This window comes from Gemmatimonadota bacterium (genome assembly GCA_041390105.1).
Lineage (GTDB): Bacteria > Gemmatimonadota > Gemmatimonadetes > Longimicrobiales > Gaopeijiaceae > JAGQIF01.
In genome coordinates this window covers 483,371-504,107 of the sequence record JAWKQO010000002.1, presented here as the reverse complement: position 1 = coordinate 504,107, position 20,737 = coordinate 483,371, and the positions used below count along the sequence as shown (strand labels likewise).

The following is a 20,737-nucleotide window of genomic DNA, read 5'->3' as shown; positions in this document are numbered from 1 at the left end:
GCCCCGCAGGCTCCCCCCGCGGCCATCCCGGGCACCGTCTCCAGGAGTGCGCCCCCGGCCCCGGGGCGCTATCGTCGAGGACCGCTGTCCCACCCCGTACGGAGACCCACGCATGGGCACCACACGTAAGGACTTCCTCAAGCTCTCCGCCGCGGCCGGCACCGCACTGGGACTCGGCATCGCGCCGGAACGGTTGTCCGCTCGAGTAGCGCTCCAGCAGGCGCCACGTCGCAAGCTGGATCTCCTGATCCTCGGCGGCACGGGATTCATCGGCCCCTACCAAGTCCGCTACGCCCTCTCGCGCGGACACAACGTCACGCTGTTCAATCGCGGCTCGGGCAACAGCATGTTCCCCGAGCTGGAGACGCTGATCGGCGACCGCACCGGAGATCTCGAGTCGTTGAAGGGTCGCCGCTGGGACGCGGTGATCGACAACGCCCGTCAGGAACCCAGTTGGGTGCGACTCTCCGGCGAGGTGCTCAAGGACTCGGTGGGGCTCTACCTCTACGTGTCGTCCAGGTCGGCCTACGCCGATCTGAGCCGCGTGCCCATGACCTCGGACGCGCCCACCTGGACCTACGAGACAGCCGGCATCAAGCGGGGCGATCCCGTCAACTACGGCCTGGGCAAGGCCGAGTCCGAGCGGGAAGCCCAGCGCGCCTTTCCGGGCCGTGCCACCATCCTGCGGCCGGGCCTCATCATCGGGCCCGACGACGACACCGACCGCTTCACCTACTGGCCGGCTCGCATCAATCGCGGAGGCGAGGTCCTCGCGCCGGGCGATCCCACGGATCCGGTGCAGATCATCGACGTGCGGGATTTCACGGAGTGGACCATCCGCTTGGCCGAGGACAACCGGGCAGGCGTCTTCAACGTGGTGGGACCGCGGATCCCTCGCCCCATGTCGGAGCTGCTCTATGGCGTTCGCGCCGTCACCACCGCGGAAACCAGCTTCACTTGGGTTCCCACGGATTTCCTGACCGACTTGGGGGTACGCCCATACTCAGACATGCCGGTCTGGCGGCCGCCCACGCCGGGCAATGAGGGCTTCGCCCGCTTCGACCTCACACCCGAAGTGGAAGCGGGCCTCACGTTCCGCCCCCTGGCTGTTACGGCCAAGGACACGCTGGATTTCCATCTGTCCCGGTCACCGGAGCGGCAAGCGGCGTTCCGCGCGGGCATCAATGCCCAGCGGGAAGCCGAGGTGCTCGCGGCCTGGCACGCACACAACCGCTGACGACCCTGAACAGGGAACCCGAGGAGAGGAACTGGATGGTCTCACGTCGCGATTGGCTTCGAATCACGGCCGGTGCTGGCGCGGTCCTGGGCCTGCAACCGCGCTTGCTCGATGCGCTCGCTCCGCAGCAGCAGCCTTTGTTGCGGAAGATCCCCTCCACGGGAGAGGAGATCCCCGTGATCGGGCTCGGCGGCGCCAACACGTTTTCACAGGTGGCGCGCGAACAGGACTTCGAGGCGGTGCGCGGTGTGCTGAAGGCGCTGGTGGACGGCGGCGGCACGCTGTTCGATACCGCGCCCGGCTATGGAGCCTCGGAAGAGGTGGCCGGCCAGGTCGCGGAGGAGCTCGGCATCGCCGACCGGATCTTCTGGGCCACCAAGCTGAACGTGGTGGGCCGCGGCGGCGGCATGGCCGACGCGGCCGCCGCCCGCGAACAGGTCGAACGTTCCTTCGAGCGCCTGCGCAGGGAGGTGATCGACCTCATCCAGGTCCACAACATGGCCGACCCGCCCACTCAGCTCGGCATCCTCAAGGAGCAGAAGGACCAGGGGAGGGTGCGCTACATCGGCATCACCACCACCAGCGAACGTCAATACGGCGAGTTGGAAGCCGTGATGCGCAACGAACCGCTCGACTTCATCGGCATCGACTACGCGGTCGATAATCGGGCGGCCGAAGAGGTCATCCTGCCGCTGGCGCAGGAGCGCAAGATCGGCGTGCTGGTGTACCTGCCGTTCGGCCGTAGCCGCATGTGGGCCCGCATCGGGGATCGTCCGCTGCCGGAGTGGGCGGCGGAGTTCGACGCCCACAGCTGGGCGCAGTTCATGTTGAAGTTCGTGGTGGCGCACCCGGCGGTGACCGTGGCCACGCCCGGCACCAGTGACCCCGGCCACATGATCGACAACCTCGGCGGTGGCTCCGGTCGTCTGCCCACGCCGGACCACCTGCGTCGCATGGTGGAGTTGGTCGAGGCGCTGCCCGCTGCCTCGAGATAGCGCGCGGGCCGGCGGCAGGCCCATGGGGGCCCGCCGCCGGTCACCGGTTCAATCCGGGAGTGCGAACGCCACGTAGGTGCCGCCGCTGGGCGCTCCGTTCTTTCCACCCCCGCAGGCGATGACGACGTACTGTTTTCCGTCCACCATGTAGGTGGCCGGCGTGGCGTTGCCGGCCGCGGGCAACTCCGCCTCCCAGAGCAGGGTGCCCGTGCTCTTCTCGTAGGCGCGGATGCGGTTGTCGTACGTGGTAGCGGCGATGATCAGCAGTCCGTTCTGCGTCACGATCGCGCCACCGTAGTTGTCGGTGCCCGTGTCGGTGAGGCCCTGGGCCGCCAGGGCGGGATACACCCCGAAGGGGATGGACCAGCGCAGAGTGCCCTCGTTCAGATCGATGGCGTTGAGCGTGCCCCAGGGCGGACGGATGCCGGGATAGCCTTCGTGGTCCAGGAAGATGTCGAAGAACGCGGTACGGTAGGGAAGCACATAGGGCGAGGAACCCACCGTCCCGGCCGCCACGTCGATCCCGGTCTCCAGGTAGCGCACGATCGCCTCGATGGTGGCCCCACCCATCGCGGCACCGAACGCAGGCATCAGTCCGGTGCCATCCCGGATGAGCTGAACCACCTGCTCACGCGTACGGCGGTCGAACACGCCTTGTAGAGACGGCCCCAACGCCGTGCCCTGTTGCTGGCTCCCGTGGCAATTGCCGCAGGTCGCCCCGTACAGCGACTCGTCGCTCTGGGGCACGAGCTTCAGCAGCCAGGCCATCTCGTTCGAGTTGACGTAGAGCAAACCCGTCTCGGGATCGAAGGCGGGCCCACCCCACTCGCCCCCGCCGTCCACTCCCGGGAAGATGATCATCCCACTCGTGTCCGGAGGCGAAAAGGGATCGTCGGTGTGGTAGGCCTGGAACGTCACCAGCGCGGCTGCGTGGGCTTCCGGCGTACGTTGGGTCAGGTCGTCCGCGGTGAGGTGTTGGCGCGCGAAGGGAGGGGGCGCCAGCGGGAAGGGTTGCGATGGAGCCGTGTATTCACCTTCCAGGCCACCCTGCGGTACCGGCCGCTCTTCGACGGGGAAGAGCAACTCCCCCGTAGTCCGCTCGAACACATAGACGTGGCCCGTCTTGGTGATCTGCGCCACGGCATCGGCGGACCGTCCGTTCCGGCGCACCGTGACCAGCGCAGGCGCAGCCGGGAAGTCGCGATCCCACAGGTCGTGGCGCAGGCCCTGGAAGTGCCAGAGGCGCTCGCCCGTGCGCGCGTCCAACGCCAGCACACTGTTGGCGAACAGATTATCGCCGGCGCGATTGGCGCCGTAGAAGTCGTAGGACGCCGATCCCGTCGCCGCGAAGACCATCTTGCGCTCGCGGTCCAGCGTCACGCCGCTCCAGGCGTTGGCGCCCCCCGCGATCTGCCAGGCGTTCTCGGGCCAGCTGTCGTACCCGAACTCGCCCGGATGGGGAATCGTGTGAAAGCTCCACACCAGCGCACCGGTGCGGATGTCGTAGGCGCGGATATCCCCCGGCGCGCTGGGCAGGGCTTCCGGCACCGAGCTGCCCATGATCAGCAGGTTCTCGAAGACCACGCCCGGCGTGCTCGCGCTCACCGACAGCCCCTCGGCGGGGCGGCCCAGACCCTCTCGCAGATCCACGATCCCGTCGGTGCCGAACGACGGGATCGGCCGGCCGGTCACCCGGTCCAGCGCATACAGTCGATTCCGGTAGTTGAAGAGCACCCGGTCGCCGGTCACCACTACGCCACGATGACGGATGCGGGACGCGGGCGGCTCCCCGTCGTTGGGGTCGAATCGCCAGAGCACCCGGCCCGTGGCGGCATCCAACGCGAAGACGTGCAGCTTGGGTGTGGTGCCGTAGAGCACGCCGTCGATCACGATGGGGTTGGCCTGCATCTCCGAGCCTGGAAATGCGTCACCCGTGTCGAACGTCCACGCCACCTCCAGACGAGCCACGTTGTCCGGGGAGATCTGCGACAGGGTGCTGTAGTGCGTGTGGTCGTCGTTGCCGCCGTACACCGGCCAATCCGACGGGTCGTAGCGGGGTGCACCCGAGCAGGCGCTCAGTGCAATCAGGCAGACCAGCGCGCCGATCGGCCGGAGACGGACGGACATGGACCACTCGGGTTGGGCGGATCAGAATGGACGTGGGGACGGCTCCGTCGCCGCCACCGGATCCCGTCCAGGCTACTCCGGACGGGCTCACGCGAGCAAGAAGGCGCTCCTGGCGGGGTCGGGGTCCGCGGGTCCGTGGCCCCTCGCCCGCCCTTCCTGCGCTTGAAGATCAGGACGCGATCCAAAGGGGTTCGGCCTGGTTCCGGAGAGTCCAGTGAAGCTCACGCTCGAATCCGTCACCTTCGATCACGATCAGACCTCAGCGAGTGCGGATGCCCTGACCATCCGGCGCAACGCTGGCATTCCCGTATGCCCCCCCGAATGGGTCCATGGTGTCACCGCGGACGAGTACGGCGCATCGGTGGCTGCGTACGCGCGCGACCGGGTGGCGGGCAACACCATTACGATCAAGGCCGTGATCCGGTCGGACGAGTCAGCGGACCCGCAGTCGGTCGAGATTCCGCCCACCATCCGAATACGGACCCTGGATGCGATGCCGCTGGCGGGGTGCCTGCCCGGCCTGTTCGCTCGGCTGAGGGGAAGCCCTCCTCCACCCGCCCCTCCGGGCGTGCTTGGGGTGGTGCCTCCCACCGATACGCTGATCGGACACCTGCACTCGCACGAGCAGACCTTGCCGCTGACCGGCAGCCGCATCGCGGAGGTGGGCATCGGTCGTCATGACATCGCCTGGTTCTGGCAGTATCAGGTTCAAGGCGAGACGACCTGGACGACCTTCGCGTCCACCAAGCACCGGATCTACACGGTATTGGACACACCGACCGCACCGTGGGGGCAGCCACCGAACCACGTGCCACCCCTGTCCCTGCCCTGGATCGATGCATTGGACGTCGTGTGCAGTTGGGCCTCTGGCGCTCAAACCGCCGACGAGGCGGCCGCGATCATCACCGAGCGGATCTTCAACGCCGGCCCTGCGGTGTTCGGCTACGACTGCGACGGGGGCTCCGCCTACTACTCCTACGACGACCTCGATCTCACCGCTGCGCTTGAGCGGATTCGCGGCGGGCCGGGCAACGGAGGACGAGTCAATTGCTCGGACTGCGCGTCCCTGGTGTCGACCCTCGCCGATCTGATCGGCCATGATCTGGGACAACAGCAGTTCAGTTGGGGTCTGGGAAACGGCGTGCTCCGCCTCATCGGTGACACGGCCGGCTGGTCGAGCTGCGTCGGTCCGTTCGGCTGGCACGAAGTGGCCTGGCATGGCACCGGAGTCGGCAGTGACCTCATCTGGGACGCCTGCGCGGCCCTCGACGGGGATCCCGACCCCGCCAATCCACCTCACAGCGCGTTGATCCCACGCCGGATTCCACACTCGGCTCCCTGGGTCGGCAGCTATGTGTGGCGGGCGGCCACGCCGCGTACCGAGGCCGAAGCGGCGCCCGACTTCCAGCCGTACGGCACGCCGCCCATTCGCCGCGCAGTCTTCTGAGCCGGGAGGAAGCAGCATGCAGACAGGGTCATTTCCTGCGATCGAGCTTCCAGGCCTTGCGGCACTGCGCACGGTAGACCGGCCGGCCGGGCACCGCTTTCCAGCACGACGCCAGATGCAGTTTGTGGAGTTGACCTCCCGTGGCTCCGACCGGTTGTTGCGACTGGACCTCTTCGACGCCTCCGGCGCCGGAGGCATGGACGCCGTGCTGCGAGTGCTGCGCGACGCCCTCCACTCCGCCGAGCCGCGCCAGGTCGAGCCTGAGCGCACCCAGGACGGTGCATTGCTCTGGAGCTGGCGTGGGGTTCGCCTGATCGGCGCCGGTCGCTGGGTCGCCCAGCTGCGCAACGCGGGGACCGGAGACCTCGACCTGGACGCGTTCGTCCCGCCCGTATTGAATGCACTGCGGCGCGCGGGCTGATCCCCGACGGGGCCGCTTGCGGCGGCTCCCCGCCGTGGGGCATCCTCGGGACTGAGGGGGCCGGCCGGCCCTCAGACGTCCGCACAGCGAGCGAGGTCCAGTGTCCCGCCTTCCAGTCGTCCGGCGTTCCCGATCGGTTCCGGCGCCGCTGTGCGGCGCTCTGCTTGTACTGGGCTTTTTGTCCGGAGCGGCTCCCGCCACCCGACTCGTGGCCCAATCCGCGCCCCTGGCCCGCTTCACGGATCCGCAACGCGTCACCAAGCTCTCCTCCGCGTTCGGCGACATCGATGCCGCCTTCCGGGCCTTCACGGAGCGCGAGCACGTTCCTGGCGCGATCTGGGGCATCGTGATCGATGGCCGGCTCGCGCACGTGGGAACGACGGGGAGCCGCGACCTCACCACCGGCGCTCCGGTGGAGTCGAACACCGTCTTTCGGATCGCCTCCATGACCAAGAGCTTCACGGCGCTCGCCATCCTCTCGCTGCGCGATGCGGGCAAGCTCTCGCTCGACGATCCGGCGGAACGTTGGGTCCCCGAGCTGGCGGGGCTGGACTACCCCACCTCGGATTCCCCCAAGATCACCATCCGCCACTTGCTCTCCCATGCGACGGGGTTTCCGGAGGACAACCCCTGGGGCGACCAGCAGCTCGCCGTCACCGATGAAGAGATGTCGGCGATGATGCGCAGCGGTATCCCGTTCTCCAACGCCCCCGGCACCGCCTACGAGTACTCCAACTTCGGCTTCGCAATCCTGGGGCGGATCGTCACCGCAGCGTCGGGGATGCCCTACAGACGCTACATCCAGCAGACCATCCTCGAGCCGCTGGGGATGACCTCCACCACGCTGGAACCCACTTCCGTCGCCCCCGGCCGCGTGGCGCAGGGCTACCGCTGGGAGGACGAGCAGTGGAAGCTGGAGCCGCAGCTCCCGGACGGCGCCTTCGGCTCCATGGGCGGGATGCTCACCTCCATGCAGGACCTCTCCATCTGGGTGGGCCAGTTCCTGGAGGCCTGGCCCGCGCACGACGGTCGCGAGACGGGCCCCGTGGGTCGTGCGGCCCTGCGGGAGATGCAGCAGATCCACCGCCCCAGGCCGGCCTCCATCTTCCGCGGTGCGGACGGGACCCCCCAGCTGTCGAGCGGCGGATACGGCTTCGGGTTGGGCATCACCAGCACCTGCGACTTCGCGCACGTGGTGGCGCACAGCGGCGGGCTACCCGGGTTCGGATCCATCATGCGCTGGCTGCCCGAGTACGGTGTGGGCGTGCTGGCGTTCGGCAACCGCACCTACACCAGTTGGGGCGGCCCTGCCGACGAGGCCTTGGCGCTGCTGGCCGGGACCGGAGGCCTGGAGCCCCGCATGCCCACGCCATCGGCTGCATTGGTGGAGCAGCGGGACGCGGTGACGCGTTTGATCCTCCACTGGGACGACGCCCTCGCCGACCGACTGGCCGCTGTCAATCTGTTCCTGGACACCTCTCGCGACCGACGGCGCGCCGCCATCGAGGCTCTGGTGGCCAAGGTCGGTCCCTGTCGCGCGGGCGACGGCTTCGACTTCGTGGAGAATGCGCTGCGCGGGCGCTGGACCCTGCCCTGCGAGCGCGGCGCGCTGACCGTCTCCATCACGTTGGCACCCACGACGCCCCCGCTCGTCCAGTATCTACGCGTCACCGAGGCCGAACCGTCGGATCAGGGGCTGCGGCGCATCGGGCGCTGTACGTATTGAGGCGGCCGGACGAACCGTTGTCGATGATGCGCACCCTGACCGCACTGGTCGTGCTTGGTTCCGCGTGCGGACCGGGAGCTGCGGATCAGGTCCCGTCCCAGCCCCAGCACGAGGTCCCACTGCGCGTGGCGTCGGGGCACGTCGTGCTCCAGGCGCCGGTGTTGCTGGACGGGCGTGGAGGGCGGCTGACCGACCAGGTGGTGGTGGTCGACGACGGGATCATCACCCGGGTGGGTCCGGCCGCGGATGCGCCGACCGGCGCCGCCTCCGGCACGGACGTGATCGATCTCGCGGGCTTCACGCTGCTACCGGGACTGATCGACACCCACGTGCACGCCGGCTGGTATTTCGGGCCAGACGGCCGCATCGCCGTGGGCGGCTCCGAGGACGAGCGCGCCAGGCACGCCGTCCAGAATCTCGATGCCCTGCTCCGCTCGGGGTTCACCACGGTGCAGTCCCTGGGAGGGATCGAGGACCGCACCGCCAAGCGCCTGCTCTCCGAGCGCGCTACCCCCGGCCCGCGCCTGCTGACGTCGCTCGGCTACCTGGCCGCGGGCACCGGTGGGCCCGACTCCATGCGGAGTTGGGTGCACCAATACGCCGACGCCGGAGCCGACGTCATCAAGATCTTCGCGTCCGAGGGCATCCGCAGCGGAGGCGCGCCGACACTGAGTCAGGCGCAGATGGACGCGGCCTGTGGCGAAGCGGCCGCGCTCGGGCTACGCGCGGTCGTGCACGCGCAGGGCAGCGAGAGCGCGCTGCGCGCGGCAGACGCTGGCTGCACCGCAGTCGAGCACGGCGTGCTGCTGGACCGCTCCACGCTCGAACATCTCGCGCAGCGCGGGACCTACTACGATCCCAACGTGCATCTCGTGTTCCAGAACTACCTCGACAACCGGAACCGCTACGGAGGCGTGGGCGGCTACACGGACGCGACCTTCGACGAGCTGAGGGACATGATCCCCCTGGCCCTGCAGTCCTTCCAGACAGCCCTGACGGTGCCGGGGCTCCGTGTGGTCTTCGGGACGGACGCAGTGGCCGGCGCCCACGGACGAGGCGCAGAGGAGCTGATCTACCGGGTGCGCACGGGCGGACAGCCCGCCATGGACGCCGTGATCGCCGCGACGTCGCTCGCGGCCGCCTCGCTCTGGATGGGCGACCGCCTGGGGACCGTGGCGCCCGGGTACGTCGCGGACTTGATCGCGGTGGAGGGTGATCCTTCCACCGACGTCGAAGCCCTCGGCCGCGTCCGCTGGGTGATGCTCGGTGGAGCGATCGTCGTGCCATGAGTGCCATCGCCGCCATCCTGGACGGATCCCAGCTGCCCGAATCCGGGCGGCTGAGCGCGATGCTGGCGGCCATGCGCTGGAGAGGAGATACGCCACGCCAACCCGTGGGCTCGGGTCCGGCGTTGCTGGGAGGCGCTGCGCTCCCGTGGGAGAGGGAGATCGGTCAGGGGGTCGGATTGGCCTCCGAGGGCGACCTGTCGCTGGCCTTCGACGGAGCGCTCTACTACCGCACCGATCTACAAGCAGCCTTGCACGCCCGGGGCGTCCACTCCGACACCCAAGCGCACGCGTCCCTCGTGTTCGCCGCCTACCGGGCCTGGGGGCCGGGCCTGGCCGACCACCTGGAAGGAGATTTCGCGTTCGTGCTCTGGGACGCGGAGACGCGCACCGCCGTCTGCGCACGCTCGCCGGCCGGTCAACGTCCGCTGTTTCTCTTCGACTCCGGTCGACTGCTGATCGCGGCCTCCACGGTTCCAGGAGTGCTCGCGCACGGAACCGTGCCCACCGCCTTCAACCTGGGACGCTTGGCCGCCTGTGCCTCCGGCATGCTCTCCGTGGGATTGGACGACACGGCCTACGAGGCCGTGCGCGCGCTTCCAGCTGGCCGCACGCTGATCTGGACGGAAACCGCCACCCACGAGGTCAGCTCCTGGCGCCTTGGGGAGGCCTCCGATGAATGGAGCCGCGCCCCCGAGCCGGAGGCCGCCCGGGAATTGGCGCGACGGTTGGAGAGGGCCGTAGTGGAGCGCATGGCCCCGACCGGTGCCACAGCGATCTGGCTGAGCGGCGGCTACGATTCCCCGGCCGTTTTCGCCAGCGGAGCGCGGGGGCTGGGTGAACAAGGAGACCTGAGTCGGCTCGTCCCGATCACCGTGACGTTTCCCAGCGACGATCCCGGGAACGAAGACGCATTCGTGCGTTCAGTGGCGGAGTACTGGAACGTGAACGTGCGACGGGAGGCATCCTCGTCGCTCGACATGTATGGCGATCTGGACGGGGAAGCACGCGTGCGGGACGAGCCCTTCCGGGCCGAGTTCTCCGGCTTGCACCGTGGTTTGGCGGAGACCTCCGCTGCGCAAGGCGCGCGCGTAGCGTTCACCGGAGCGGGTGGCGATCAGAACTTCGACGGGTCGTTCGTCTACTGGTCGGACTTCCTGCGCACCGGTCGCTGGGTGGCGCTGTGGCGGGATTGGCAGGCCTGGAACCGTCCCGGGGTCCAGTTCTGCTATCGCTGGGCGTTGAAGCCGCTGATCCCGAGGGCATTCTATCCCCTGATCGGGGCAGTGCGCGGGGGGCGTCGTCCGTTCGTGGAGTTCGAGCGACCTGCAGCGTCGTTCCTCGATCCCGCCTTCGTCAGGCGTTCGGGCCTTCGTGACAGAGAAGCGAGCGTGACCCCCCGCCCGTTTCGAGGCAGCGCCGCTCGCGGTGAGGCACTCTGGTATGCCAGCAGCTCGATGATGGCGCGTCTTACCGCCACCGTGACGGCGACCGCGCTGCGGGCCGGCGTCGACCTGCGTCACCCACTGCTGGACCGGCGCGTGGCCGAGCTGTCCTTTCAGCGCCCCGTCGGCGAGCGGCGACGGCTGGGCGAGGGAAAGCGCCTGCTGCGGCGGGCCATGGCGGACCGACTCCCCGCGTCGGTGCTGGCCAAGCGGGGGAAGCGCACTGGAACCCCGCAGGGGATCTTCGGCGGCTGGATCCACTCAGAACTCGGACCCTGGCTCGAGCGGATCCAGCGAGAGCCGGTCGCGCTGGTCGAGCTGGGAATCGTGGACCCGACCGGCTTGGCAGCCGCCCACCGCGCCGCGATCTCGGGCCAGCCCGACTATGGTAAAGCGTTGCAGCTCTATCACTTTCTCCAAACCGAGCTGTGGTTGCGGCATAAGCGCAACATTGCGCCGTGACCCACGCCGTCCCCATTTCTCGCCTGCTTCTCCGAACCCCCGTCACGCAGACGGGGAGCGATCGGTGGACTCTCGCAAGGAGCGTCCGATGTATCAGAAACCCTCGGTGAGGCGCCTGGGCTCGTTCCGCGAGCTCACGCAGCAGGTGCCTCCACCGGACTTCTCGCCGGATGGACTTCCGGATCAGGTCGCGCCCCCACCGCCGGGACGCTCCTGACATGACGGTTGCCGGTGGGTGCCTCTGGTGCCCACCGGCCCTCGTTGCCCGCCGCACCCGCGGGTGACGATGCCATCCCGCCCCGTCTGACCCACCGGGCTCCGAACAGCGCTCTCCTGGTGTGCGGTCCCTGGACCGCGCGTTCAGCCATTTCAACCAGGAGAGGGGATGTCCCCAGGAATCGACCGCTCCGAGGCGGAAGCCTCGGAGAGCAAGCCGGGTGAGCAGGGCTCGCGACGGCGCTTCATCAAGGCCGCCGCCTACGTGGCCCCGGTTCTGGTGACGCTGGCTGCGGCCCCGGCGCTGGCCCAGACCGGGTCCAGCGCACCCATCAACTGCCCCCCAGGGACGGTGCCAGGCTTCATTCCGGGCATCGGATGGCAGTGCCTCACCTAGCACCGCCCGGGCGCGTGGACGACCGTCCGCGCGCCCACTCCTGGACGCCGCGTGCCGTTCCCGGCTTGCACACTCAGGCGATCGACGACGAGGTCCTGGTCCTCGATCGCGCGCACGAGCGGCTGCACCGGCTCAACGAGGTCGCCGCCGAGATCCTCCTCCGTTGTGACGGCACCGCGACGACGGACGAGATCGCGCGGGCGATCGCTGCGGACTTCGACGCTCCGGCGGCGCAGGTCACCGGCGATGTCGAGCGCACGATCGTTCGCATGCGTGCGCTGGAGCTGGTGGAGTGACGCTGCGTCTGACCGTGCTGGGAGTGCCCATCACCATCGATGTGGCCTCTCGCGGTGCGGTACGCGCGCTGCGGGCTCACCTGGGCCGCTTCGAGCGTGGTCGCGAGGAGGCCCGTCTCGGGCCGGGGGGTGGAGGGCGCCGATACGCGGTCCGGCGCGAAGGCCTGTCCGGCTATACACTGGAGGTTCTCGACACCGGACAGCGCGCGCGCGCCTGGTCGCTCGGGGAGCTTCTCTATGCGCTCGACTCCGACCTGATCGTCCAGGTGCAGCGGCTCCGCCCGGAGTTGCTCTTCGTTCATGCGGCCGTAGTCGAATCGGCGGGGCGGGCCCACCTGCTGATCGGCGCCTCCGGGGCTGGGAAGTCGACGACGTGCTGGGGGCTCCTGCAACGAGGCTTTCGCTTCGTCAGCGACGAGTTGGCGCCGATCGACGTCGATGAAGGAACGGTGATGCCGTTCCCACGGGCGTTGCACCTCAAGACCCTGCCACCGGGGGGCCTGGGCTCCGACGCCCGAGCGCTCCGCACATCGCGTGGAGCGCACGTCATGGTTCCGACGGAACGCTCCGTGCCCCTGGAGCGAGCCCTTCCTATCGCTGAGCTGTTCTTCGTGCGTCACGACCCCCGCGCCGAGGCGCCGACCCTCACGCGCCTTCGGCCGGCCGAAGCTGCCGCGCGATTGTACCCCAACGTCCTCAACGCGCTGGCGCACTCCAATGCAGGCCTGGCAGCGACGGCTGCAGTGGCCACACAGTGTTCCGCCTGGGACATCACCACAGCAGCATTGCTGCCGTCCTGCGACGCGATCGCCAACATCGCGCAGGATCGTCCCGGCTGCGTCGCGTGACTGCGCACTCCGTTCTGCTCGGATCGCAGCGCAGCACTGCGCCTGTGACGGTCGTGATACCCCACTTCAACGCAGAGCGCTTCATCCCGGCGTGCGTGGACAGCGTGCTCTCCCAGACCACTCCGCCGCGGGAGATCATCCTTGTCGACGACGGCTCGGAGCCTTCGTCCTTTCAAGCGTTGCGCACGCTGCAGCATCGCCTCTTCGCAGCCCACGGTGGCGCCGACGGTCCGGGTGGTATACGACTCGTGATCACCCGACTCGCCCGCCGGAGCTTTCCAGGGCGTGCTCGCAATCTCGGGGCTGCTTTGGGCACACAGCCGTTCATCGCGTTCCAGGACGCCGACGACCTCTGGGAAGCGGCCAAGCTGGAGCGTCAGGTCAGCCTGATGGATGCCTGGCCGCAACTGGCCGCCACGCACACCGACGTCGTCCTGTTCAATGAAGTCGGCGCCGAGCACCGACCGTTCCTGGGTGCGTTGCAGCTCGATGTCGACAACGCCCTGCTTCGGCCACCCATCGCAACGCCCAGCCTCGTCATCCGCCGCGACGTATTCGACCGCCTGGGCGGCTTCGATGAGTCGCTGCGGCGGACCCAGGACTGGGATCTCCACATCCGACTGGCCCTCGCGGGATACGTCGTGCAACGGTTGCCCGTCCCCATGGTGCGCGTGCGCCGTCAGGACCACGGTCATCACTCGGCCCACTGGCGTGGCTACCTAACGGGCCACCTCCGGGTGGTTTGGAAGCACCGCGCCACCTACGTGCAGCGCGGAGGCTGGACGGCCCTTGCCCGCAGCGTCGCCCTGGATCTGCGCATGGCGGGCCTGAAGCGCGGAGGTCTCCTGGGGTCGTTCCTGCGACTCCCGGCGCGCGTCGGTCTGGGCGCATGACGCAGCGGCCCATGCTGGCCTTGGCGGCACTCATCACCGGCGATGTGCTGCTGGTCCTCATCCATCTCCTGGTCTTCTCGCGGGACGAGCCGTCTCAGCTGTTGAGCGCGCTGTTCGGCTTGGACCGCGAGGCCAACCTGCCCACGTGGTACTCGTCCACCCAGCTCCTGCTCGCCGGCGTCTGTCTCTTGTGGGCGGGAACCCGAGCGAACCGCACCGAGGGCCGCCCTTCGCGCCTGCTCCTGCTGGCCGGCGCGACATTCGTGTTTCTGTCCGCCGATGAGGCGTCGTCGATCCATGAAAGCATCACATACGTGCTTCGCCGCTTCGACGAGCTTCCACGCTTCCAGGGAGACCACGGGATGTGGATTCCACTGTACGGGATGCTCGGCGCCGTCGGCCTCCTGGCGGGAAGGCCCCTCCTGGGCTGGATCGCTCGCGAGCACAGGCGCGCCGGCGGCTACCTGCTGGCCGGGGCGCTTTCCTTCTGCGGCGGCGCCGTGGTGCTGGAGATCATCAGCTACGGCTGGCTACGCACGCACGAAGCCGCCCGACTCTACTCGCTCGAGGTCGCCGCGGAGGAAGGTCTCGAGCTCCTGGGTGCGAGCCTACTGCTGTTCGGATGCCGGCAGTTGGCGTCCCCGCGCCCGTGTGACGAGAGCGCCGGGCCCGTCGGCGGGCCCCCACCCGTCGCGGGGCACCGGTAGCGCGCTTGCTGTCGCTGGGCAGCCGGCGTACCGTCGGCGGGCCAAGGCGGATGGGGACCTGCCGCCCGAGATCCGAAACCGACCTTCCTGCCGATGCGCCGACGAGTTCACAGTTTCCTGATCGCACTGTGCGCGTTCGCGCTCCCTGCGCAGGCCGCACCCACCGATCCACACCCCCTCCAACCAGGCATCGACGTCGAGCACTACGCCTTCCACCTGGTCCTTTCGGAAGGGAGCACGGAGATCCTGGGGGAAGCCACCCTGACGGTCCACCGCACCCGTGGGGCCGCGAGCGAGCTGCGCCTCGACCTCGTGCAGGCCACCGGCGACCGGGACGGCCAAGGCATGCGCGTGGAGCGGGTTGCGATCGACGGCCGTACCGCCCGCTACTCGCACGACCAGGACGTGCTCACCATCGCGTTGCCGGCGGCGACCGCGGAGCGCGATCGGCTTGCCGTTCAGGTGACGTACCGCGGCACGCCCGCCAACGGCCTCCGCATCGGGCCCAACCGACACGGCGACCTGACCTTCTTCAGCGACAACTGGCCCGATCGCGCCCGCCACTGGCTTCCCACCGTGGACCACATCGGCGACAAGGCCACCCACGAGTTCATCGTCGACGCGCCCGCGCGGTTCCAGGTGGTCTCGAACGGGTTGCGCATCGAAGAGACGGACCTGGGCCAGGGGGTGCGCCGCACCCACTGGCGGCAGTCCGTTCCCACCGCGCCCTGGCTCTACTGCCTCGGTGTGGCAGAGTTCGCCGTACAGCGTCTGGGCGAGTTCGACGGCAAGGAGATCCAGGTCTGGGTGTTCCCCGAAGACCGGGAGGCGGGCTTCGCGGACCTCAATGGGCCCACCCGACCCTCGCTGGAGTTCTTCTCCGACTACGTGGGGCCGTTCGCCTACGAGAAGCTGGCCAACGTGCAAGCGCCGAGCGTGGCTGGAGGCATGGAGGCGGCCTCCGCCATCTTCTACAGCGAAGCGTCCTCGACGGGGGCAGAGGCCGCGTTCTGGAGGCGCAACGCCATCATCCACGAGATCGCGCACCAGTGGTTCGGCAATGCGGTGACCGAGGCCACCTGGGACGACGTGTGGCTCAGTGAGGGCATCACGACCTACTTCACGTTGTTGTTCCGCGAGCATGCCTACGGATGGGAGGACTTCGCGGCGGGTCTGAAGGATGCGCGCCGGACGGTGTGGCGATTCCACCAGGACAATCCGGACTACACCATCATCCACCGGAACCTGCAGGACATGTCCAAGGTGACGTCCAGCCACACCTACCAGAAAGGCGCGTGGGTGATGCACATGCTCCGGCGGCGCATCGGGGACGAAGCCTTCCGGCAGGGCATCCGTGACTACTACGCGGCGCATTTCAACGGAAGTGCGACCTCGGACGACCTCGAGCACGCTATGGAGTCCGCTTCGGGTCAGGATCTGGGGTCCTTCTTCGACCAGTGGCTACGCCAAGGCGGTCACCCCGTGCTGGAGGGTAGTTGGCATTTCGAGAATGGCACGCTCACCGTCGAGCTGTCGGAGGTCCAGACAGACGGTTACTTGTTCGACCTGCCGGTCGAGATCGGCGTGTACGAGCAGGGTGCGGATCTCCCCACCATCCACGTGTTGCGCCTCTCCGATCGCTCTCGGCGGACCCTGTCGCTGCCGCTCGCCGCTCCCCCAGCGCGGGTGGAGCTGGATCCGCGCACCAACCTGCTCGCGGAGTGGACCTTCGGCGTCCGGTGACGCGGGTCGACGACCTCGACGCGCGCGGCGTCGGACCTACCGAGGGAACCCCGAGCGGCGAGCGCTCAGCGAGCCGACGGCAACGCGCGGGTCCCTGGAGCCTCAGGTGCAACCGCCGCCAAGCGCTCCGCATAGACGCGGGCTCGGGCCGACTCTCCCAGCTTCTCCGCATAGCCGACCAGGGCGCTCAACACATCCGCGTCGTAGGGATGGTCGCTCAGCACGTCCTCGAGGACGCGCACGGCTTGCAGCGTGTCGCCCGCGGCGGCGACCGCGACCGCGTAGACGTAGCCGAAGCGCGCGTTCTCGCGACCTGCTCCGGCAGCTTGCTCCAGGAGCGGTAGGGCTGCGGCCAGCCTTCCCTCGCGCACGCGCAGGAGGCCGAGCGCATGCTGGAGCGCAGGAGCGGAGCCGTGCAGGGCCTGGGCTTGGGCCAGCGTAGCCGAAGCGCGATCGTCCTGGCCCAGCGCTCGCTGCAGATCGGCCAGATTGAGCCAAGCCGGGAGGTTCAGCGAGTCGAGGGCGAGGGCACGCCGCAGGTCGGCTTCGGCCGCGACGGGCCGCCCGCGGGCCATATCCCACTCCGCCCGACCCACCCACGCCGACGAGCGGCCTGCATTCGCATGCAGGATCCCGTCCACCTCGGCCTCTACGGTCGCGAACCTCGCCGCTTGTTCCGGCGAAGCGGGCGATGCCAGCAACGGGGCCACCAGTCGCGCCGCGCGCACGCGGACGGCCCGGACCGAGTCATCCAGCAGGGGACTGACCAGCGGAGCGAGCTCAGACGTGGAGCGGCCCTCCAGTGCGTACAGAGCTCCGATGCGCAGCAAGGGCTCGGAGTCCGCGAGGGCTGCAAGGATGGCGTCGGGAACTCGAGCGCGCCGGTAGCCACCCAGCAGCGACGCGGCGGTGGCACGCACGATCGCGGGTCGGGCGGTATCGGACACCAGCACCGTCAGCAACGGGACGCCGACCGGATCCTGCATACGACCTGCCTGCAGCGCCGTCGCGAAGTGCTCGCGGGGGTTCTTGGCTCCGTAGTGCTCCTCCAGCACCTGGGCCGCCCATACCGGTCCGCGGTCGACGTGACAACCTGTGCAGGCATCGGGCGTTCCCAAGGCGGTGGCCACGTCCGGGCGCGGCACGCGTAGCCCATGGTCCCGGCGCGGATCCACCTGCATATAGGTGGTGGACGGCATGTGACAGTCGACGCACAGACTGCCCACCGACCCTGGCTGGTGCAGGTGGTGCGCGTCGGTATCGAAGCGCCCCGGGTCGTGGCAACGCGTACACAGGGCATTGCCGGGCGCTCGCACGGCGAGGGTGTGTGGGTCGTGGCAGTCCGAGCAGGTGACTCCCGCCGCGTACATGCGACTCTGGACGAACGATCCGTACACGTACACCTCGTCGCGGATCTGCCCGTCGGGGTGGTAGAGCCCTTCGTGCAGCAGACTGGGTTCGTAGTCGTCCAGGAAGTGATCCTCGGCACGCGCCTGCGCTCGCAACGGTGCCCGACGCGAATGACAGGGCGCGCACGCATCGAGCTCGGCGCGGGACGGGAGAGGCCGAACGCGCTGCGCGGTCGCCGCGCCTGCAGCGCGCGACCACCGTGCCGGAAACGGCTCCAGTGCGGCCGTCAGTGCCCAGTTCTCGGGCGGCGCAGTGGAGGTGGACTTCGCCGCGGCCACGTGAGCGGAGCCCGGTCCGTGACAGGCCTCGCACGACACGTCCAGATCCACCCAGGTGGTGCGGAACGTAGAGGTCTCTGCATCGAAGCCCGGCTCCAGGAAGGTGGAATGGCAGGCAGCGCACGCAGCGTTCCAGGTCTGGCTCGGCCTCGTCCAGTGGAGCGGGCCCGCGGGGCCAGCGTCTTCATCAGGATAGAGCTCGAACCAGTGGCCGCCTCCTTCCTCCAGCGGCCGTGAGTCCCAGGCTACGCTCAGCGTCTGATAGCGGCCGTCCGCGAACGGAATCAGGTACTGTTGCAGCGGCGTGACCCCGAACGTGTAGGCCACGGGATACTCGTGCATCCCTCCGTCCGCACCGGTGGTACGAACGAAGAAGCGGTCGTCGCGACGCGAGAAGACGGTAGTGTCCCGACCGTGCACGAACGCTCGTTCAGCGAAATCCCCGAGCACGGTCTCGGGCGTGGCCTCCTGCATGGCCAGGTCGTGATGAGAGCCGGTCCATGCGGCCGCCTCCGCTTCGTGACAGGAGGCACAGGCGACTCCTCCCACATAGACGGGCTGCTGCGGCGGCGGCGCCTCCCCTCGGCAGGCAACGGAACCGACAACGATGCCCAGGTTGGCCACTCGGAGCAGAGTGTGGCCAAGCCCACCTGGCCCACCGCACCGGGAACGACTCTGCCCCGGCGCGTTCAGGATCGACGCCGCACCGTGGGTCCGGATCAGCGGTATCCCCGCACGTAGACCGTGCGATTGGTGGAGGGGACGCCTCCCAGCTCATTGCCACGTGTGGTTTCCACCACCAACGACGCCTCGAATGGCATATCCGCACCCGGTTGCAGCCAGAGGGTCTGCGTCGTCCGACTGGCGCGCCACCGACCGGTGGTCGGGTCCTGGAAGGGGTGGTCCGTGCTGATGACCAGTCGGTCCCCGTCCCATGCGGCGGTCGACCGGGTCGGCGGCCCACTCCGTCCCATGCCGATGTCGTGCTCGCTCACAGAGCCGTCGAGCGCAAAGCGATACCGGACCAGGGGCTGGATCTCCCGCGGCGTGAATACCACTCGCTCGACCGTCAGGATGCCCTCACGCTGGTCGATGGCGATCCGGTCACCCCAACCGCTGCCGAGAGACGGAACCACTCCAGGGGGACCTCCGCCCGTGGGAGGCGCCGAGCTGACCGCGGCGGTTGACCAGGCACCCGTGAAATCGGGATGGGGCAGCGCCGGCGAGCGCGGTCCCACGCCCCCGCGATCTGTGCGCCGGAACGTCGGAGCCGGCGGCACCGAACCGGGGGAAGGCGGCTCGTAGGGGTCGTCGATGCCGCCGGGAACGCGTGGATGCTGTCGCAGCGAGGCCTCGTAGTCCGCGAGAATCCCATCCATCACGCTGATCACGCCGGGATAGAAGTCCTTGACGTCGATCTCTTCCCGGGGGTCCACGCGCAGATCGAACAGGCGCACCAGGTTGTCGGAATCCGGCTCCAACTCGGTACGAAACAGGTACCAGAGCTTCCAGTCGTGCCACTTCACCGCCATCGCGTGGCCTTCCCGCGCCAGGAACAACACGCTCTCCCTGCCGGATCGCGCCTGCTTCCCTTCCAGGAACGGCAATTGGTTGACGCCGTCGATCTCTCTGTCGTCGGGAACGATCTCCGGCGCGCCCACGGCGGCTGCGATGGTCGGAAACAGGTCCACCTCGTGGACCAGCTCGTTGGAGACCTGACCCGCGGGAATGCGCCCGGGCCAGCGGATGACGCAGGGCGTACGCACGCCGCCCTCCATTGCCGAGTTGTAGAAGCCTCGCCAGGGCCCCGCCGCGCCGCGCCACGGTCGCCGCATCTCGGCGCCATTGTCCGTGCACCACAAGATCAGCGTGTTGTCCGCGATGGCGAGGCGTTCGACAGCGTCCAGGATCAGGCCGACGTTGTAGTCCACGTCCGCCATCGCGTCGCCGATGTCACCCGCACCGGTGCTACCTGCGAAGTCGGGGTGAGGCAGGGCCGGAAAGTGGATCTGCGTCATGGGGTAGAAGACGAAGAACGGGGTCTGCGCCTCGACGTTCTGCTCCATGAAGTCGATGGCCCGCTCCGCGGCTTCGCGATCGGCCGTAGGCCGGGTCACGAGATCGTAGGGCTTCACCCGTCGTGAGGGCTCACCCACCCGGCCCTCCCAGAGGTAGGGGATCTCCGTCCGCGTGGAGTCGAAGCCGGGCATCGTGGTGAACTGGGCGGTATGACTGGTTCCCGGAATGCCCCACCACACGTCGAACCCCTGCTGCTGCGGCTCGCGGCGCCCCTGCCAGTCGTCGCCGCCGACGTGGTATTTCCCGAACAACCCGGTCGCGTACCCGACCGACTTGAGCGCCTCGGGGAGTGTCACCTCCCAGAGGGTCATCCCCCCTCGGTATCCTTCACCCGTCCGTGGAGCGTACCGGCCCGTCAGGAGGGCGATGCGCGAGACCACGCACGAGTACTCGACGTTGAAGTTGGTCAGTCGCATGCCCTCGGCCGCGATCTGATCGATGTTGGGCGTCGCCACGCCCCGGGCGCCACCGTACGAACCCACCTCGCCCCAGCCGAGGTTGTCGGGAAACATCAGGATCACGTTGGGACGTGCTGCGGTGGAGCTCTGGCCGGTTGCCGCCGCGCCCGTCGCAGCTGCCAGACCCAGCGTGAGGGCCGAGACGCGCAGCGCGCGGGCAACGGCATTGGAGGGGCCAGTCATAGCCGGGCCTGGTGTTCGGAGGGATGCGACACGCGTGGCGGGGACAGCATGCCCCGCCGGGCCGTGAGCGGCAAGCCGCGCGC

17 protein-coding genes are annotated in these 20,737 nt (G+C 68.8%); 14 read left to right on the top strand and 3 right to left on the bottom strand.

Annotation, left to right across the window (positions count from 1 at the left end; all coding sequences use genetic code 11):
- Nucleotides 1–112 precede the first annotated feature (112 nt).
- Together R3E10_11530 and R3E10_11525 are read left to right on the top strand one after the other, a co-directional pair.
- Nucleotides 113–1,237, top strand: a complete 1,125-nt coding sequence (locus R3E10_11530; GenBank protein MEZ4416366.1) for an epimerase — start codon at nt 113–115, stop codon at nt 1,235–1,237.
- Between the two features lie 35 nt (nt 1,238–1,272).
- A complete protein-coding gene (locus R3E10_11525) occupies nt 1,273–2,232 on the top strand; it encodes an aldo/keto reductase (protein ID MEZ4416365.1) in 960 nt (319 codons plus the stop codon).
- Between the two features lie 48 nt (nt 2,233–2,280).
- On the opposite strand, the gene R3E10_11520 is transcribed toward R3E10_11525, so the two are convergent.
- A complete protein-coding gene (locus R3E10_11520) occupies nt 2,281–4,359 on the bottom strand; it encodes a PQQ-binding-like beta-propeller repeat protein (GenBank protein ID MEZ4416364.1) in 2,079 nt (692 codons plus the stop codon).
- A 214-nt stretch (nt 4,360–4,573) separates the two neighbouring features.
- Here R3E10_11520 and R3E10_11515 point away from each other — a divergent pair, with 214 nt between their 5' ends.
- The 12 genes from R3E10_11515 (at nt 4,574) to R3E10_11460 (ending at nt 16,246) form a co-directional block, all read left to right on the top strand.
- Nucleotides 4,574–5,806, top strand: coding sequence for a hypothetical protein (locus R3E10_11515; GenBank protein ID MEZ4416363.1), 1,233 nt, complete (start codon nt 4,574–4,576; stop codon nt 5,804–5,806).
- Between the two features lie 16 nt (nt 5,807–5,822).
- Entirely contained in the window at nt 5,823–6,227 is a 405-nt protein-coding gene (locus tag R3E10_11510; protein MEZ4416362.1) for a hypothetical protein, read from the top strand.
- Nucleotides 6,228–6,435: 208 nt separating this feature from the next.
- Nucleotides 6,436–7,953 carry a serine hydrolase domain-containing protein gene (locus R3E10_11505; GenBank protein ID MEZ4416361.1) on the top strand — a complete coding sequence of 506 codons (1,518 nt, stop codon included), beginning with the start codon at nt 6,436–6,438 and terminating at the stop codon, nt 7,951–7,953.
- Nucleotides 7,954–7,976: 23 nt separating this feature from the next.
- Nucleotides 7,977–9,242, top strand: coding sequence for an amidohydrolase family protein (locus tag R3E10_11500; protein ID MEZ4416360.1), 1,266 nt, complete (start codon nt 7,977–7,979; stop codon nt 9,240–9,242).
- Nucleotides 9,239–11,146, top strand: coding sequence for an asparagine synthase-related protein (locus tag R3E10_11495; GenBank protein MEZ4416359.1), 1,908 nt, complete (start codon nt 9,239–9,241; stop codon nt 11,144–11,146). The genes R3E10_11500 and R3E10_11495 overlap by 4 nt, the downstream gene beginning before the upstream one ends.
- 88 nt (nt 11,147–11,234) lie before the next feature.
- Nucleotides 11,235–11,363, top strand: coding sequence for a lasso RiPP family leader peptide-containing protein (locus R3E10_11490; protein MEZ4416358.1), 129 nt, complete (start codon nt 11,235–11,237; stop codon nt 11,361–11,363).
- Between the two features lie 168 nt (nt 11,364–11,531).
- Nucleotides 11,532–11,759 (top strand): hypothetical protein, encoded by a 228-nt coding sequence (locus tag R3E10_11485; protein MEZ4416357.1) that lies wholly within the window; start codon nt 11,532–11,534, stop codon nt 11,757–11,759.
- Nucleotides 11,747–12,055: a PqqD family protein gene (locus R3E10_11480; protein MEZ4416356.1), complete on the top strand. Its 309-nt coding sequence runs from the start codon at nt 11,747–11,749 to the stop codon at nt 12,053–12,055. Before R3E10_11485 ends, R3E10_11480 begins: the two co-directional genes overlap by 13 nt.
- Nucleotides 12,052–12,903 carry a hypothetical protein gene (locus R3E10_11475; protein ID MEZ4416355.1) on the top strand — a complete coding sequence of 284 codons (852 nt, stop codon included), beginning with the start codon at nt 12,052–12,054 and terminating at the stop codon, nt 12,901–12,903. Before R3E10_11480 ends, R3E10_11475 begins: the two co-directional genes overlap by 4 nt.
- A 44-nt stretch (nt 12,904–12,947) precedes the next feature.
- The gene (locus R3E10_11470) at nt 12,948–13,796 is read left to right on the top strand and encodes a glycosyltransferase family A protein (GenBank protein MEZ4416354.1); all 849 of its coding nucleotides are present in this window, start codon (nt 12,948–12,950) and stop codon (nt 13,794–13,796) included.
- Nucleotides 13,793–14,503, top strand: a complete 711-nt coding sequence (locus tag R3E10_11465) for a hypothetical protein (protein ID MEZ4416353.1) — start codon at nt 13,793–13,795, stop codon at nt 14,501–14,503. The genes R3E10_11470 and R3E10_11465 overlap by 4 nt, the downstream gene beginning before the upstream one ends.
- 93 nt (nt 14,504–14,596) lie before the next feature.
- On the top strand, nt 14,597–16,246 hold the full coding sequence (locus R3E10_11460; GenBank protein ID MEZ4416352.1) for a M1 family metallopeptidase: 1,650 nt from the start codon (nt 14,597–14,599) through the stop codon (nt 16,244–16,246).
- 65 nt (nt 16,247–16,311) lie between these two features.
- On the opposite strand, the gene R3E10_11455 is transcribed toward R3E10_11460, so the two are convergent.
- Both R3E10_11455 and R3E10_11450 read right to left on the bottom strand, forming a co-directional pair.
- Complete coding sequence (locus R3E10_11455) at nt 16,312–18,408, bottom strand: tetratricopeptide repeat protein (GenBank protein ID MEZ4416351.1); 2,097 nt, start codon at nt 18,406–18,408, stop codon at nt 16,312–16,314.
- Between the two features lie 245 nt (nt 18,409–18,653).
- Nucleotides 18,654–20,654 (bottom strand): sulfatase-like hydrolase/transferase, encoded by a 2,001-nt coding sequence (locus tag R3E10_11450; protein ID MEZ4416350.1) that lies wholly within the window; start codon nt 20,652–20,654, stop codon nt 18,654–18,656.
- Nucleotides 20,655–20,737 lie beyond the last annotated feature (83 nt).